The following is a 15,196-nucleotide window of genomic DNA, read 5'->3' as shown; positions in this document are numbered from 1 at the left end:
GCGGAGCGTTCTTGGGTTTTGGGCAAGTTTCTGCCGGTAGTATCGCGCGTAGTATTGAGTGCCGGCATTGGATAGCTCATGCGGCGGAAATGATGAGAGGGTCTATGTTTAGAGGTAGAAGTTCGCCAGCCAATTATTAGATGTTTTATTGATCAATTTGGCCTGGAAATACAAAAAATGTAATGATGTAAGCCTGAGGTTAGTAACTTTTTTAATTATTGGTATTATTTTACTTATCTAGGTGATTGCGCTCGCTGATAAATTTTCATGTTCAATGATTTATCCTCCTCGACTTGCCTGTTTTATGGCGCAATGCCTCTATTATACGTGTCATACCCTCAGAAATACGTGGGTAGACGAGTGCTGCAAACCGCACCATCTCATAATTCACTGACCTCACGATGCCCCGCTGTCTCTCAACAGCGGCGGTAGCTTCATCGTAGCGATTGGTCAGGTCGAATGCAAAATGGCTGGGCAAGTCAATGCGATTACCATCTAGACGCTGAGATCGTGTCTGCGCTCGGTTGACCTAGCGTGCTGATCAATACAGCCAGGGAGTGTTTTCTTCGCGAGATACAGGATAACGCATACGGCTTATCGGTCAGGTCCTCAAGGATGCGCAAAAGCCGCATCCCGAGTACAAACAAACTGGCAGTAGGCCAAGTCAATTTCATGCTGGCTAGAAGTTAAAGCTTCAGTGACTCCCTGCGACGACGGTATTGTCCAGGCAGGTCGAATCGACTGTAGAGCAAGTCCAGCATGCCATTGCCTTGAATGCTTGCCGGCAGCTCAACGAGCCATTCACGTAGGTCGCTGCCACGGACAGGAGGCAAGTGGTCGTTGAAGGCCCTAAACGCCATGAGATGTTGCATGCTCTCAAGGCTCATGTTGTTGAACCCTTTGACGTCGTCCAGAGTCGCGCCTTGTATCCTGTCTTGTATTCGCTTCGGAGTGGCATGCTGGACTTGGAAGCTGAACTGTAGCTCGGAGTAGATCCAGGGTGACAGGGTTCTTGCTTTGTCGCCAAAATTTAAAGGAACAGACTCTTTAGAGCGCACAAAAACGAATGTCTCAGCCCTGGCAATCGTGCGGTGCAGGGCACCTGCCAGCATCATGTGGACATCGGCATGGATACGGTGGATGTGCTCTGCTTTCGTTTCGTCATTGTGTGGACTCGTCTGGTCGATGATTTTCCTCACAAGATCGCCATAAAACCCCCAAACGGTCGAGTCAACGAATACCTTCAGGCCGCGGTTTCCCAGTGCCAACGCGAAGTCGATAGCGTTACGTTGATCGGCATGCGAATGAGAAAGAAAAACGTCGTAATGCGCTTCTGGAAAAATTGCCGCCGCCAGTGCTTCGGCATCCAATAAACTACGGCGGTTGTAGGTGCCGATGAGGAATCGTGCGAGGTCGTCAATTCGAGTCTCAGCGTCATCTACATAACGGTCGATACGATAATTACGGAAGTGATTTGTCGGCTCGTAGTGTTCGATTTCAAAGCCTAGATACATCGGACAATCCTTGTTGCTTGAAGGGGGGCGCCTGCCGGCGCCTCATGTTTTTTTATGGCTTGCCCGCTGCCTTCGCGGCGGTCTCAATCCATTTGCCGAGGTCTTCGCGACCGTTGTTCTTCCATAGGTAATGGGGTGCACCAGGTACACGAAGCGCACAGCAAGTGGTTGGGTTGCCATTGAAGTCCGAAATGCTGCTGATATCGATGGTCAGGATGCCATTGCCTCGCTCAATGCTTTGCTCAATCTCATATTTCACCCATTTGCTTTTGTCCGTCGTTGCCCCCACCAGCACAACGGTGACGCTCGTGCCGTACAGTTGATCATTGATCCATTTCTTGATGGCCGCTTCGCCCTTGCGCTCGACCTCTTCGAACTCGGCCTTGTCGATAAAGCCTACCTTGTCGTCGGAGGCGATGACGTTGCTGTTGCGCACGTTCATCGCGCGCTGTACGTCTTCGTACTGGAAGCTGAAGAAAACCTTTCTTGCCATGATGATCGTCCTTAAATGAGGGGCAGCAGTTGGAGGATGATGTCGTGGGCGCGCGCGAGGTCTGTGCCTTTACTGCCCAATTCGTGGAGCAGGGGAGTGATGTTTTTTCCATGCTCGTACTTCGTTTCGTCATACGTCTTAATGACCTCTTTCCAGAGGTCTGCCGAGATCGAGCCGGTGATCCCTATCGGAATGACAAAAACGCCATTTGCCACCGCGATATCGAACTCCTCGCGCATGCCATTCGACGGTACTACCTCGCCATCCTTTTCGAGCTTGTTGCCAAAGAGGAAGAGGGCGATGCCCGCATGAGCGAGCATGTCCCGGCGATATTCCGTCCACAGCTCTTTCAAAGGACGCTCACCGGATTGGCTTTGCGGAAAGGGCCTCAAGATGAGTTGATCGCTGTCCAGACGATGCCCGTTCATGATGGTTTGTTCGACGACGCCTGTAATCACCGCGCTGCCAATGCCCAGACCGAACCCGGAGATTACGCGATACTGTTCTTTGCTGATGGCCTTGCTCAGCTTGTAGACGAACTGTTCGGATTCGGCCTCTGTCCAGGGGCTGTAGTCGTGGGCAGCACCTGATATGAAGATGGTCTTGCGCTTATGACGATGTTCAATCTCCCGCAAGATATCCGTGATCTGAGGGAAATCGTCGACATAGATGGCTTTGATCCCAAAACGAAGCAGCTCCTGCTTGAATAGCTCTTCCTTGCGTTCGCGATACTCGAAATCAGCCTGCTCCTCGTCCTTTTCCTGGCTGACCTTTCGGAGAATGCAGTAGTGCTGGCGCTGGTGTTTTCCGTACTGGATACGCACCCGGCTCAAGATGTAGTCAAGGTTGGGGTCGGTAAAACTGAAGCCCAAGAACAGGAAGGTCTTCGCAATCAAATCACCACTGAGCGCAGTGATGAATGGCTGCATTTTCACGTGGTAACGTTCGTATGTTGCCGCTGACCGAAAACTGACCCAGTAGAGGCTGTTCTGCCGACTGAAAACTGACCCAGGTGTTCAACTGCTTCTGCTCAATTTTTGAGCAGGAGAACACAGGGTGATCAGTATGGAAATGATGGGCAAAATTCGCCGGATGTATTTCCGCGACAAGCTGTCGCTGCATGAGATAGCCAAGCGCACCGGGTTGGCGCGCAACACGATTCGCAAGTGGGTCAGAGCACCTGAGGCCAAGCCGCCGGTCTACCAACGCCGCGCGATCTTCAACAAACTCAGCCCTTTTCACGCCACGCTGGAGCAGGCGCTAAAAGCCGATTCGCTGCGGCCCAAGCAACAGCGGCGCAGTGCCAAGGCGCTGTTGGCGCAAATCAAAGCCGAAGGTTATGACGGTGGCTACAGCCAGCTCACCGCGTTTATCCGTGCCTGGCGAGGGGGACAGGGCAAGGCGTCGCAGGCCTTTGTGCCGCTGACCTTTGCTCTTGGCGAGGCGTTTCAGTTTGACTGGAGCGAGGAAGGCTTGCTGGTCGGCGGCATTTACCGGCGTATGCAGGTGGCACATCTGAAGCTGTGTGCCAGCCGTGCGTTCTGGCTTGTGGCGTATCCGAGCCAGGGCCATGAGATGTTATTTGACGCCCATACACGCTCGTTCGGCTCCTTGGGCGGCGTGCCGCGCCGGGGCATCTACGACAACATGAAGACCGCCGTCGACAAGGTCAATAAGGGCAAAGGCCGGGCGGTGAATGCGCGCTTTGCGGTGATGTGCGCGCATTACCTGTTCGATCCGGACTTCTGCAACGTCGCCGCTGGTTGGGAAAAGGGCATCGTTGAAAAGAACGTGCAAGACAGCCGCAGGCGTATCTGGCTAGACGCCCAGGACTGCCAGTTTCACTCCTTCGAGGAACTCAATGCCTGGCTGGGCCAGCGCTGCCGCGCGCTTTGGAACGAGCTGACGCACCCTCAATACAGCGGGCTGAGTGTGGCCGAAGTGCTGGAGTTGGAGCGCGCTGAACTGATGCCTGTGCCAGCGCCATTCGACGGTTACGTCGAGCGGCCTGCGCGGGTCTCCAGCACCTGCCTGGTCAGCGTCGGGCGCAACCGCTACTCGGTGCCGTGTGAGTATGCGGGTAAGTGGGTCAGCAGCCGTTTGTATCCGACGCGAATCGAGGTGGTGGCTGACGACGCGCTGATCGCCAGCCATGTCCGCTTGCTGGATCGCGACCAGGTCAGCTATGACTGGCAGCACTACCTCCCGCTGATCGAACGCAAGCCCGGTGCGCTGCGCAACGGCGCGCCCTTTGCTGATCTGCCGGCGCCGCTGCGTCAGCTTAAGCACGGTCTGGGGCGTCATGCCGGCGGTGACCGGATCATGGCGCAAGTTCTGGCTGCCGTACCGGTCGCCGGGCTCGATGCGGTGCTGGTGGCTGTTGAGCTGGTACTGGAAAGCGGCAGCCTGAGCGCCGAACACATCCTCAATGTCGTGGCGCGCCTGGCCGCGACCGAACCACCACCCAGCGTCGAAACCCACTTGTCGCTCAAGGAAGCCCCCGTCGCTAACACGGCGCGCTACGACCGCCTGCGTGGCCAGACCGAGGAGATCGGTCATGCGTGATTTGATGGCGGAACTCAAGGAGCTGCGCCTGCACGGCATGGCCACGGCCTGGGCGGAGTTGACTGCGCAGGGTGAGTCGAACACAGCCTCGTCCAAGTGGCTGCTCGAACACCTGCTGGAACAAGAGCACACAGATCGCGCCATGCGCTCGGTGAGCCACCAGATGAACATGGCCAAGCTGCCGATGCACCGCGACCTGGCCGGCTTCGACTTCAGCGCCTCCAGCGCAGACGCTCGTTTGATCAGCGAACTGGCCAGTCTGGCCTTTACCGACACCGCGCAGAACGTGGTGCTGATCGGTGGGCCTGGCACCGGTAAAACCCACCTGGCCACTGCGCTGGCCGTGTCCGGCATCACCCGGCACGGCAAGCGCGTGCGCTTCTACTCCACGGTCGATCTGGTCAATCTGCTGGAGCGCGAAAAGCACGACGGCAAAGCCGGGCGGATCGCCCAAGCTCTGCTGCGCATGGATCTGGTCATCCTCGACGAACTGGGTTATCTGCCCTTCAGCCAGGCCGGCGGTGCGTTGCTGTTTCACCTGCTATCCAAGCTGTACGAACACACCAGCGTGGTGATCACCACCAACCTGAGCTTCGCCGAATGGTCGAGCGTGTTCGGCGACGCCAAGATGACCACCGCCCTGCTGGATCGGCTGACCCACCACTGCCACATCGTCGAAACCGGTAACGAGTCCTATCGCCTGCAACACAGTAGCTTGGCGGCCCAGGCCAAGATCAAATCACGGGAGCGAAAGCGTAAGGGCGGCCAGGAACCGGAGGACGATGAGCCGTTCTGATTTCATGGCGACGACGGCCTGCTACATGGCTGCGTGTGGCAGGTCTTAAACAACTGAACTGGGCTAGCGAAGGAGTGGGGGCAACAGCAGCTGCGCTGGTAGACTTATCCACAGTTGCTGGTAACAAAATCAGCAATCCGCCCTGGGTCAAATTTCAATCGGCAGGGTGGGTCAATTTTCCATCAGCGCCAACAGTTCGTAGTCATCACGGATAAGAATCGCCTCGGACGCGTGCTCAACGTCTCCGTGCATCTTGTACACCACAGCGTCACGCTTTGGCTTGGTCGTGGCCAGCTGCTTGACGGTGTACTTGACGTCAGGAATCTTCTCGTTGTCGTCAAGGGCAGTTTCAATCAGCCTGTCGTAGTTCGTTGTCCAGTAAGTCTGGATCGGCAGCCGCGCAAGGATCTTGTGATTATCCGTCGTTTTAACCTTTGCCGAAAATTCGGTCACCAACATCTGGTCGAGCTTCGAGCGGTTAGTACCATTTGCGTTGGCGTGGTATTGCGCCAGCGCAACCAGATCTGTCTCCTTGTCGATATCAAGATCCAGCTCCTCCGCTATTGGCTTCAACAGCGTCTTCCAATTCACAAAACCTGCACCCTGCGAGAAGCCTGCGCCTGCGAAAATTGCGAGGTTTCCTTCCGCCAGCTCTTTGGACAGGGTGTCGATGAGCCGTAAATGTTCCCTTTTCATTCTCTTGCACTACCGTAGAGGTGAAGTTAAAGGTTGCGCACCCAAGTACCATTGCCCCGTGTGTCGAACAGGGCGAGGCCAAGACCGTTACTGGGCACGTCAATCTTGTTGTAAAGGCTCAGATACTCGTTGCCGTAAAACTGGCCCCGGCTGTCTGAGGTGGGGATAATCGCGATGCGGTCATGGGCTTTCTTACCATCAGCAAAGCCGATTTCCCAAGGGCACCAACGGGACACCATCGAGTTTTGTGTGGCGAGAAATAGGAACCAGTCCGCTTTGACAATTGCGACCTTGATGTTGAAAGCCGTTTCACCGTCCGGTGTCGCAGGCATCGCCTGGTCCTGCCAGTCGATGTAGACGTCCCATCCTTGTCTCTTGAGCATTTCCTGCAAACCCAAGGCGAGCGGAGCATCCTGGTGGCTATGGCTCAGGAAAGCGGTAGGTTGCCCTGAACGTGGGCCGATTTGGCCTTGAGCTGAACGATTGAAACTTGTGCTGAGCAAATCTGATTGGCGAATCGGCATTAGGGCTTCCCTAGCATCTAGTAGGCAACGTGGCATCTTTCCTAATGCTGCTAAAGCCAAGCCCTGACGAGAAGACGCAGGCGTGAGCGAGCGATGCATCCATGCTATGAGCTTTTAGCAGCGAACAATTATGTTGGCCGAACTGCCCAGACATCTTCCAAAAATGTGCTATTCGGAAGTGCTCAGTTGTTCGTCTGGAACCTAGAATCGTATTTCATATGTGCTGTTTGCCGGCGAGGGGGAGGAGGTTCAGGAATTCGAACAATATTGTTATGTGAGTCGAATTCGTAATCAGGATCACCTGAGAGGGGAACCACCCCAACACAGGCTCAACCACTGCAGCCGTCCAGTTTTGTAGCTGTTCAGGGGGGAGAACACCGAAAGTTATCCAAATCCGTGGCCATGCTTATTCGTCTGTATCACCTGTCTTAACTCGCGCTTCCGCTTCACTTAGCGTATTGCCCGTGGTTTGCCCCCGGACGATATCCACAGCCTGCGTGCCTGCCTGTTGAGCACCTTGCTCGGGAGTTATCGACTCATCCATAGGGGGCTCAGGGGGCACGGTACGGGCCAGCAACGCTTCCTCGTCTTCAACGCTGTAAAGCGGCGCTATCCGCAGATAAACAACTTGGGCATTCAGCGTTCTTGTCTGCTCCGGATGCTGCGAGTCGTCTTTTGCCCTGATCAGCAAACGCTTGATGAGCTCGAAGTGTGTAGCTGTGAACCCGTACTCGCGCAACGGCGAGAACCCTTTGAGGCTTCGGTTGAGAAAATCATCGGGGCAATGTGGATGCCGAAATAAAGGTTCAAGCAGATGCACAATCAACTCCAACAGCATGGCAAAGGTGCACCTGCCGGACTCATACATCTGACAAATAAAGCCGATGGTAGTGAAGCTGGCCGATCCGAATTCCACGGTTGGTGCCGCGAGGTATGCCCGCAGGCTTTTGATACCTGCGTTCGCAAAAACCAGGCCTTGGTCCATCATCCCAATAAGATCAGGGATGCTTACTGAGATGAAGCCGCGGCGTGCGATGATCATTTTGATCAGTGCGCATGAATATTCGACATATCTAAGGACACCAGCGTCAGCCATGCCTTTGAGTAGCATCTGGGGCGAGGCAGAATGCACATTCAGGATGATGGCGAGTTGACGTAGACGGGCATCCAGAGTCAGCAGGCCAGCCTCATATTCCTTACAAAGCATGAGAGACGCATGCTCTTCCGTAGAAAGTATGTCACGGAGTCGCTGTAGCTCAGGCGCGGGTTGAAGTGGGCCGTAGGCAGGTACAACAGTGCAAAAACTCGCAATTGCGATGTCGATACTGCTGAGGAAGGCCTGGTCGCGAACGCGTGCTACCTCGGTTTCTTCATGGAATCCCAGCTGTCCCTCGTGCGTGAACAACGTGCCACTTTTGCGCAGTGCACCCGAGGACTCCATCTTCATGTCGAGCGCCCGTCGTGTGGCGGTGCTGACGTATACCTTGGGCAGATGACTCAGCACATCCAAAAGGCCGAACATCGCGAGCTCGGTAAGCATGGCGAGATCAACAACCCAGCTCGATGCTTGGAGTGGACATGGGAGGGTGTCATGAGCTGTGCCCACTCCAATGGAGACTTCTAGGTAGGGGCCGTCCAAGGGCCAGCAGCGAACAAGATCAATGACATCTCGCCCCAATCGGTCGGCGATCAAATTAAGCGTGAGTGGATGCTGCTCATAAAGCTCAAGTGATTCGGCGACCTGAGATTGATGTCGATCGAGTTGCTGCAGGAAGATCGAAAAATCCATCTCGCCATTGGCATCTGTTGGGATCGTCATTGCAACGAGGGACTTGCTCGGTACAACTGAGTCTCTGACAAGCTTATGCGACAGTTCCAGCAGACGCTGATGAAGGGACATTATGTGCTTAAGCTCCAACACCTGAGTGCCTATCAGATTGTCGAAGGATACCGTTTCTGACACACGCAGACCGATCAACCTCGTCGCGAACTCCGAATCAGGCGCGATGAACTCAGCACCCGAGGATGGGGACGTCGCGCCCGCAAAATCGATGCTGACATGTTGAAGACTGCCTCTTTCGTCGGCTAGCGCGATGGATGTCCCTGGCTCTACTACATCCAGAGCCTGGTGTACCTTTTCCATGACCTCCGTCGCTTCTTGCGACAAGGTCAACATCACCTGTATATGAGTTGCAGCCAGCTCAACGTCGCCGAGATTGTTTCGCACAGCGTGGGCGATCCGGTTCAAGCCTTTCTCAACTTGACCGTGACGCATTTCGATACTGGCCAATAACAACAGGTCTTTAGGGGTTCCCTCCATATGGCGGGGCATGTCCGAGACGAGCGTATCCAAATCGAGTACGCCTTCGCACGCTGCAACACGAATCAGCGTGAGCCAGGCGTTCGCATTTTTACGGTTCTCGCAGACTGACTGTTCTACGACCGCCCGCATGCGCGCCCAGTCGCCCACACTATTGAAGAGGAACAGCGCCTGCTCTCGAGCTTCGGGCGAATCGCGCCAAGTTGCAGGCATCGATTCGAGGAGGTTAAGGGCTTTCGCCTGTCGACCTGTCAGGGTGTAACAGTGAAGCAAATCAACATGCAGCGGTGTAAACGAATCCGCTGGCAGCAGCTTTTCAAACAGACCAATCGCATCTTCATAGCGGTGAGCACGAAGCAACGCTCGCGCTCCCATTGCAAGCTCCTGCGGCTCAGTACTTTTAGGGGCAAGCTCCGCTACGCGATCTACATAACGATTTTGCAGCGCCTCGTCGTCATACGCTCGGCTCGCAAAGCACAAATCGATGACAGAATTACTGAGCGGCGTGATGCCAGCCTCCTCCAGCTCAGTGCGAACGGCCTTTGTATCGTCCCGCAGCAACAACATGTCCCAGTGAATGTGCCGAAGCATGATCGCAATACGAGGTGCAATGTCGGACTCTGTACGCCGCGCCACCTCATCGCGAGCCAGTTGCAGGAGATCTGGACGGGATTGTGCGATGCACGCCTGGCCGAACCGAAGTAGGGACTCATCGGGCAACGTGTCGATCGCATCCTCGAAGCGGTCAATCACTTCTTTCCAGCAATCGAGATCGCACATAGCCTCGACTTCAACCCGGGTCATGACGTCCGTGACACGAACGCCCTTTATTTTTGCTTGCTGGATTAGCTCGATAGCTTCTGAGGGGCGCTGAAGCAGTATCATTCCATAGGCCAGGTGAGCGATGACATCGCTGACTACTTTGGGGCTTTGAGAAGACCAGATCGTATTGTCGCGGTCATCGAAGCGAGACATCGCGTCCGATAAGACCTCAGCATGACCGGGCAATAGTGATCGGCAGTTCACTCGAACTTCATCCAGCGTCGCGAGGCGAATAGCGTAGCGAAGGTAAGACTCAAAGATGAAGATCGAAGAGTCTGGCTTATCCAGTGCTATGCGCATCGAACGTACAGCGCCATCATCGTCGCCCATCCCAGCGAGCGACGAGGCTATCAGTTGCCAGGCCGCAGCCTTGTCTGCAAAATTGCTCGGAATATCATTTTCATCTAATCGCTCGCCAGCGAGCAGCCGAGCATTGGTTGTCACAGCCCAAACGGTAAAGGACTCAGGAAACCTTTCCAGCATCGCGCAGCCAATTTCCAGTGCTGCCTGGTATTCATCTCGAAGCAATCGAGCGCGCACCGCGGCCGCAGCGATTCGGTCATCCGAATCACAAAGGCTAGCAGCACTATCGAAATCTTTTGCAGCTGCCTCATCGTTCCCCAGATGCCAGAGCGAAAGGCCGCGGAGCAGATACCATCTGGCCTTCTGATGGTCATCGAAGTCATCCAAATCGCGTTGAAGAAGCTCCAGTTGTCTCAGGCTGTCCTCATATCGATGCTCACGTTGCCCGTCGGTGATCTGATCGAGTTGTCGTGATATGAATGAGTTTGCAGAAGCAGCGCTACCTGAGGGGAGGTCATCCGCGATAAGAACGCCTTGGACGCCTGCACTGTTGCTTCGCTTTGGCTTCAAAAGCTCTGCAATTTGGCCCTGGATCTCAAGACTTAAAGGGAGGGCGGAGGTCAGCGTGCCCGTTGTGCCATCCAGCCCCCCACCTTGACCGGCATGGAAGCCATTGAAGATTGAACGAGTGAGTTGAAACTCCAGGGCTAGCGAGCCCAAATGACGCTCTGCAGTGTCCTCACAAATTTGCCCAGCCGAGCTGTTCAGCTCAGCGCATACGGTCTGAAGCAAGGCCCACACATCGTTGCTCTGACGGGAAAAAATTCGCTGGCCAATGAGCTGTTTCTGATTGTCGACCTCAATGGTACGGTCAGAGTCTAGGTCATGTGACATGAACTTAAGATGAAGCACAAAGGGGTAGAGGTCCTCTTTATCCACCTCTGCACCTTTTTGGAGCTCCACCGCGTGTTTGATCGCTGCGTAGGCTTTGCGGTTGCTCTCGTTACTAAACTTTTCTGCGTGAACGCGCACGTGCCAATCGTCAGCGGAGCTGGAAACCATCGCATAACGTACGACCTCTACGGCTCCCTGCATTGAGGAAATGCTGGCGGCGTAATAGACGATGAGGAGTTCGTCCAGGTTGCGTTGAAAACTAGCCTTGGAGAAATCTAACCAAGCGAGCCCGACCGCCTCATTGAAGATTTTATTATCAGTGGGCTTCAGGGACCGCTTCATCTGCAAACATTGCTTCGCAGTCTGCCCGGTGAGGGGATGTCGGAGGAAAATGATCAAATCGTCCGTGTCGTGATCAAAAACTCGGCCCTGGAACAGCAAACGGGTGATAACGAATTCATCACGAGCACCTGGGCACTGCAATCCCAGACACATGGCGAGAAGGCGGACAGCTTGAACGCGGCGCTCGAATGAACCGCCGCGATCGCCCGTGGAGACAGGGCTTGCTACATTTTTCCGTCCACGTTTTGCAGGCGGGTCTTCGTTGGTTGGAGACACCTTTGCGGACTTTTTCCTTGGAGCCTTTGCCATACTTGGTTCGCAATCCTGAAATACAGCTGCATTTTAGCGGGGCGCCACGTGCCGTGCGTAGCCATGCGCTTTTTTTCTATGTGCGGGGCATGCGAAAACTGCCGAAAACCTGAAGCGTCTTTCTTGGGCGGTGAGCCTCAAATGCTCGAAAAGGGCTGCTTTTTGTGTCCGTTTTGCGCGTAAATTCCGCACGGATTTATCGCGTGGGTGCCGTCGCCTTTTGTGCTGCATCGATTTTGTACATCACGAACGCACCCACTGCGTAAATAATCCAGTAAACCGGTGCTGTCGCCAGGCTGACCAAGAACAGCAGTGCTGTGCTGACAATCAGCAAAATGATGTAGAACTTGAGCAGGGAAGAAGTGACCGTTTTACGGATTTGATTAAGCCCTAAAGCAATCCCTGCCATATAGAAGGTGGTGATTAGGCTCCAGATACGAAAGGTAACCGACAGTGCTCGGTCACCTCTACCATGATCCTGCTCAAAGAAAATTGGCCCCAGTAGCCAAAAAACACCAATTGAAAGCGCGATGGTTCCCGCAACGCCCCAGCCGAAATAAGTAGTCGAAAAGCTATATTGACCTTGGCAAAGCCGGCTATGAAGGAAACGCTTGGTCAGAAGTGCAAGTAGGATAGGTATGAGCAAAGACATCAGTGCGATCCGTCGTGAGTGGTGCTGCTTCCTTGGCTGATGAATGGCCTGGCGCCGCAGTGGCTTCTTGGCTTAATTCGGCAATCCAATGTAGTTTGTGGCGCAAAATGTAGCACAGAGCCATTACGTAATGCTCACCTGCCTGGGTGAACAACCTGTGAGGGCCCGCAACGAAGGCAGCCAATCGATTCAGGCCTGGACAACCTGGTTTTCACCAGCACCAAGCGATCACCTTTGCCTCAGGAGTTCATGGTAGATGGATATGATGCGGTTCAATGACCTTTATCTGCGGCTATACAACGAATCTCGACAGGGGAATGGAGAGGCGCTACTGAATGAGTTTTATGCCCTTTGGTGCGAGACAGAGAAGGGTGGAGTTGACCGAGAGAGGCTGTTAGCAGAGGCAGACGATTGTCTGCAACAAATCGCAAACTCAGATCTGTTCACGTTGGCTGCCTGCGTGTGGTTAGGCAAGCAAGCACATCGCAGCATCAGCAATGCCTTAATGCATCACGTCAGCGTTCGCCATCTGCAATGCCATCAGTTGCTCAAATTTGATTTGACGGATGCGCCTGAGTCATCTGCCATCGCAGTTGCACCACGGATGTGTGTGTTGACCGCGCCTGTCTCAGTCATTCTTGGTTGGGTCCTGAGTCTTGATGAAGCGCGACCTTTCAGTCCTCAGGTCCGATGCATGACCACCCAGGTTATTGATTTCCTGGTTGCGGAATATCCTCACACGTGCAAACGCCTGCTGGAAGTAGAGCACTCACCATTTGCTCATTCAGAAGTCGCTCAGGCAGCGTTGGGGCGGCTGGTCACTGAAACCGCAGAGCTGGATGCACTTCCCGATTTGGTTGAACTTCGGATGTCACCGGATATGCGACGCAGCCTCGGATATTTGCGACGTGACGAAAATCGATCAGTGATGGAGCAAGTGCATGAGCACTCTTTGTTTGGTCTGATCACAACGGCCCAGCATTTCAAATACTCCAATAGCGTGGCGATGGAGTACGTGACCCATAGCGAGCCCAATGATGCAATCATCCCGATGTTCACTGAAGAAATGAGTATTGAGCTGCCTCAAACCTGGATCACTGACCCGATCCGGTATGCACAAATTATGATGAATCTGTGGAGAGCATCAGACGAATGAGCATTCAGTTAGTCCTTTCTCATTACCTCTCAGGGCTGCGCGAACGTGATGAGCTGGATGCGCTTCTTCCAGACCTGCTCCTCGCCATGGGGCACTCAGTGCTGAGTCGTGCTCAGGTCGGGGTCAACCAGGGCGGTGTCGATGTTCTATCTACACAAGTAAACGCCGGTGGAGAAACCGAAGCGTTTCTATTCGTGATCAAGTTTGGCAACGTAAACCGCAATGACTTCTACAGTGGGCAGCAGGCGATCCATCCCTCTATCCGACAGGCCGCAACCGAGTACATCCGCAATCGCTTGCCGGCACACCTGCGCACCTGTAAGAAAAAGATCGTTTTGGTCTCAAACGGCATCCTGAAGCAAGACGCCCAATCTGATTACTCATCACTGTCAAAAGAGGTTTCGGAGATTTGCGCCCTCTGCTCATTAGACTTCTGGGGCATGGATCATCTGAGTCCTCTCATCGAGCAACACCTATTTGACGATGCGTTGTTGCTGGAAAAAGGCAAATCGGATTTACGGGCTGCCTTGGCCGGACTGGAAGACACGGATGCCTCCTTCTCAAGGTTCATTCGCTTCGTCGAAGATTGCATAGACGCACCTGAAGATGCTGAAGAAAGAACCCCGCAAGCTCGTAAGCAACGTTTTCTAAAGCGCGCGGCTGCAGCGGCAATGGGGTGGGGTGTGCTGCTCGTTTGGGGGCAAAGCGAAGGCAACCAGAAGCCAGGCATACTCTCGGGCGAATACCTGTTATTACGCCTGTGGAGCGCAGCAATAGCACTCGATGTACAGTGCGACGTTCAGTTCCTCAAGCGCTTTAAAACACTGGCGCAACTCCATTCAAACGCTCTGAGCCGCTATTACGATCGGGTACTGCCGTCACTGCTGAATCGGCGGAAGATGCTGAGGTACCGTCCTGACAACGTTCTTTACATTGACCTCGTCTGCGATGAGCTTGGACGTCTGGGCACAGCCTTGCTGTTGCTCCGGGCAGTGGGAGCGGAGCAGTCAAACCGCGTGGCGCTGCACAATCAACTCATCACCTTCCTCAATCTGCACAAAGGGTGCTTGCTGCCCGTCTACGACGGACAAGCCATTGATCTTTCAATCGCACTGACGGCCCTTTTGGCTGAAGGCGATTTTACCAACGCAAAAGCCATCGTGAGCGAGTGCGTCGATCGCTTCGAAACAGCATTGCGCAATGACCTCGCCATGCCTGTAGACACCGACGATATCGAAGATGCCCTGGCGCTACGCAATAGAAAAGACACCCAGAAAAGTCGATTCTTCAAAACCACCACTTTGGTATCGATGCTGGGAACTGTGGCCGGCATTCTGAACGATCAGGATTTGCTCACTAGGCTGTCAACAAACGTTGTCCCTTTGCTGAAAGGGGTGACCATGGAAAGGTGGTTTCCACAAATAGGCCTCCAATCGTTGACGGGCTCTAATGTCAGCTTGAACTCCATCGGCGTGTCGCGGGCTCTTTCAGGATTTCGAAAGACACCAGCGGAGGAGGTCGATGCATCTGAAAACCTGCCAAGAAACTGTCCTTCGTCTGAAGAGTTCGCATGGCACGACACACCTTGGGAGGTGCTGGTGGCCATTTCAGCTAGGATGCACCGTCACCCGTTACCCACCTGGTATCTAGGGAAGTGTGCTCGTCAGTGCTAAGTCGAAACGCTTGCTGATTAGGGGCTCCTACAGCTACCGGCAACTACACCAGTCACTGCCTTCGCAAAATTAACTGTCGCTGAGTTGCGCTAAGGAAGCATCTTGTCTGTTGTCAATATCAATGAGTTTCCCGCCTT

Annotated in this window: 11 protein-coding genes and 1 pseudogene; 4 read left to right on the top strand and 8 right to left on the bottom strand. The window is 54.2% G+C overall.

The features are described from left to right. Positions 1-686: 686 nt before the first annotated feature. The 4 genes and pseudogenes from B7L09_RS07570 to B7L09_RS32300 all read right to left on the bottom strand — a co-directional run. Positions 687-1,514 carry a toll/interleukin-1 receptor domain-containing protein gene (locus B7L09_RS07570; protein WP_010461391.1) on the bottom strand — a complete coding sequence of 276 codons (828 nt, stop codon included), beginning with the start codon at positions 1,512-1,514 and terminating at the stop codon, positions 687-689. Positions 1,515-1,566: 52 nt separating this feature from the next. Further along, a complete protein-coding gene (locus B7L09_RS07565; protein ID WP_010461389.1) occupies positions 1,567-2,007 on the bottom strand; it encodes a TIR domain-containing protein in 441 nt (146 codons plus the stop codon). Positions 2,008-2,018: 11 nt separating this feature from the next. Next, the gene (locus tag B7L09_RS07560) at positions 2,019-2,654 is read right to left on the bottom strand and encodes a hypothetical protein (RefSeq protein WP_438269302.1); all 636 of its coding nucleotides are present in this window, start codon (positions 2,652-2,654) and stop codon (positions 2,019-2,021) included. A gap of 111 nt (positions 2,655-2,765) precedes the next feature. After that, positions 2,766-2,948 (bottom strand): annotated as a pseudogene (locus tag B7L09_RS32300) (SIR2 family protein); the annotation flags it as partial. Positions 2,949-3,072: 124 nt separating this feature from the next. Between B7L09_RS32300 and istA the strand changes: the two are divergent. Then, the gene (gene istA, locus B7L09_RS07555; RefSeq protein WP_024012635.1) at positions 3,073-4,572 is read left to right on the top strand and encodes an IS21-like element ISPst3 family transposase; all 1,500 of its coding nucleotides are present in this window, start codon (positions 3,073-3,075) and stop codon (positions 4,570-4,572) included. After that, the gene (gene istB, locus B7L09_RS07550) at positions 4,565-5,368 is read left to right on the top strand and encodes an IS21-like element ISPst3 family helper ATPase IstB (protein WP_010454871.1); all 804 of its coding nucleotides are present in this window, start codon (positions 4,565-4,567) and stop codon (positions 5,366-5,368) included. The genes istA and istB overlap by 8 nt, the downstream gene beginning before the upstream one ends. 171 nt (positions 5,369-5,539) lie before the next feature. Here istB and B7L09_RS07545 read toward each other — a convergent pair whose 3' ends face one another. The 4 genes from B7L09_RS07545 to B7L09_RS07530 all read right to left on the bottom strand — a co-directional run bounded on the left by B7L09_RS07545 (position 5,540) and on the right by B7L09_RS07530 (position 12,230). Next, positions 5,540-6,064: an SIR2 family protein gene (locus B7L09_RS07545; protein WP_081853954.1), complete on the bottom strand. Its 525-nt coding sequence runs from the start codon at positions 6,062-6,064 to the stop codon at positions 5,540-5,542. A gap of 26 nt (positions 6,065-6,090) precedes the next feature. Next, positions 6,091-6,588, bottom strand: a complete 498-nt coding sequence (locus B7L09_RS07540; protein ID WP_010461383.1) for a toll/interleukin-1 receptor domain-containing protein — start codon at positions 6,586-6,588, stop codon at positions 6,091-6,093. Positions 6,589-6,994: 406 nt separating this feature from the next. Continuing rightward, complete coding sequence (locus tag B7L09_RS07535) at positions 6,995-11,545, bottom strand: tetratricopeptide repeat protein (protein WP_176457673.1); 4,551 nt, start codon at positions 11,543-11,545, stop codon at positions 6,995-6,997. A 229-nt stretch (positions 11,546-11,774) separates the two neighbouring features. Next, positions 11,775-12,230 carry a hypothetical protein gene (locus tag B7L09_RS07530; RefSeq protein ID WP_010461379.1) on the bottom strand — a complete coding sequence of 152 codons (456 nt, stop codon included), beginning with the start codon at positions 12,228-12,230 and terminating at the stop codon, positions 11,775-11,777. A 256-nt stretch (positions 12,231-12,486) separates the two neighbouring features. Here B7L09_RS07530 and B7L09_RS07525 point away from each other — a divergent pair, with 256 nt between their 5' ends. Continuing rightward, positions 12,487-13,386, top strand: coding sequence for a hypothetical protein (locus B7L09_RS07525; RefSeq protein WP_010461377.1), 900 nt, complete (start codon positions 12,487-12,489; stop codon positions 13,384-13,386). Continuing rightward, complete coding sequence (locus tag B7L09_RS07520; RefSeq protein ID WP_010461375.1) at positions 13,383-15,059, top strand: hypothetical protein; 1,677 nt, start codon at positions 13,383-13,385, stop codon at positions 15,057-15,059. The genes B7L09_RS07525 and B7L09_RS07520 overlap by 4 nt, the downstream gene beginning before the upstream one ends. The last annotated feature ends 137 nt before the right edge of the window (positions 15,060-15,196 follow it).

This window comes from Pseudomonas mandelii (assembly GCF_002251635.1).
In the GTDB taxonomy this organism is placed as follows: Bacteria; Pseudomonadota; Gammaproteobacteria; order Pseudomonadales; family Pseudomonadaceae; genus Aquipseudomonas; species Aquipseudomonas mandelii_B.
The sequence above is the reverse complement of the archived record's forward strand: the minus strand, read 5'-3'. Positions and strand labels throughout refer to the sequence as shown.

Coding starts and splice junctions, on each gene's coding strand:
- B7L09_RS07525 (WP_010461377.1), top strand. CDS start 12,487: ATGGATATGATGCGGTTCAATGACCTTTATCTGCGGCTATACAACGAA.
- B7L09_RS07545 (WP_081853954.1), bottom strand. CDS start 6,064: ATGAAAAGGGAACATTTACGGCTCATCGACACCCTGTCCAAAGAGCTG.
- B7L09_RS07530 (WP_010461379.1), bottom strand. CDS start 12,230: ATGTCTTTGCTCATACCTATCCTACTTGCACTTCTGACCAAGCGTTTC.
- istA (WP_024012635.1), top strand. CDS start 3,073: ATGGAAATGATGGGCAAAATTCGCCGGATGTATTTCCGCGACAAGCTG.
- B7L09_RS07570 (WP_010461391.1), bottom strand. CDS start 1,514: ATGTATCTAGGCTTTGAAATCGAACACTACGAGCCGACAAATCACTTC.
- B7L09_RS07565 (WP_010461389.1), bottom strand. CDS start 2,007: ATGGCAAGAAAGGTTTTCTTCAGCTTCCAGTACGAAGACGTACAGCGC.
- B7L09_RS07520 (WP_010461375.1), top strand. CDS start 13,383: ATGAGCATTCAGTTAGTCCTTTCTCATTACCTCTCAGGGCTGCGCGAA.
- istB (WP_010454871.1), top strand. CDS start 4,565: ATGCGTGATTTGATGGCGGAACTCAAGGAGCTGCGCCTGCACGGCATG.
- B7L09_RS07540 (WP_010461383.1), bottom strand. CDS start 6,588: ATGCCGATTCGCCAATCAGATTTGCTCAGCACAAGTTTCAATCGTTCA.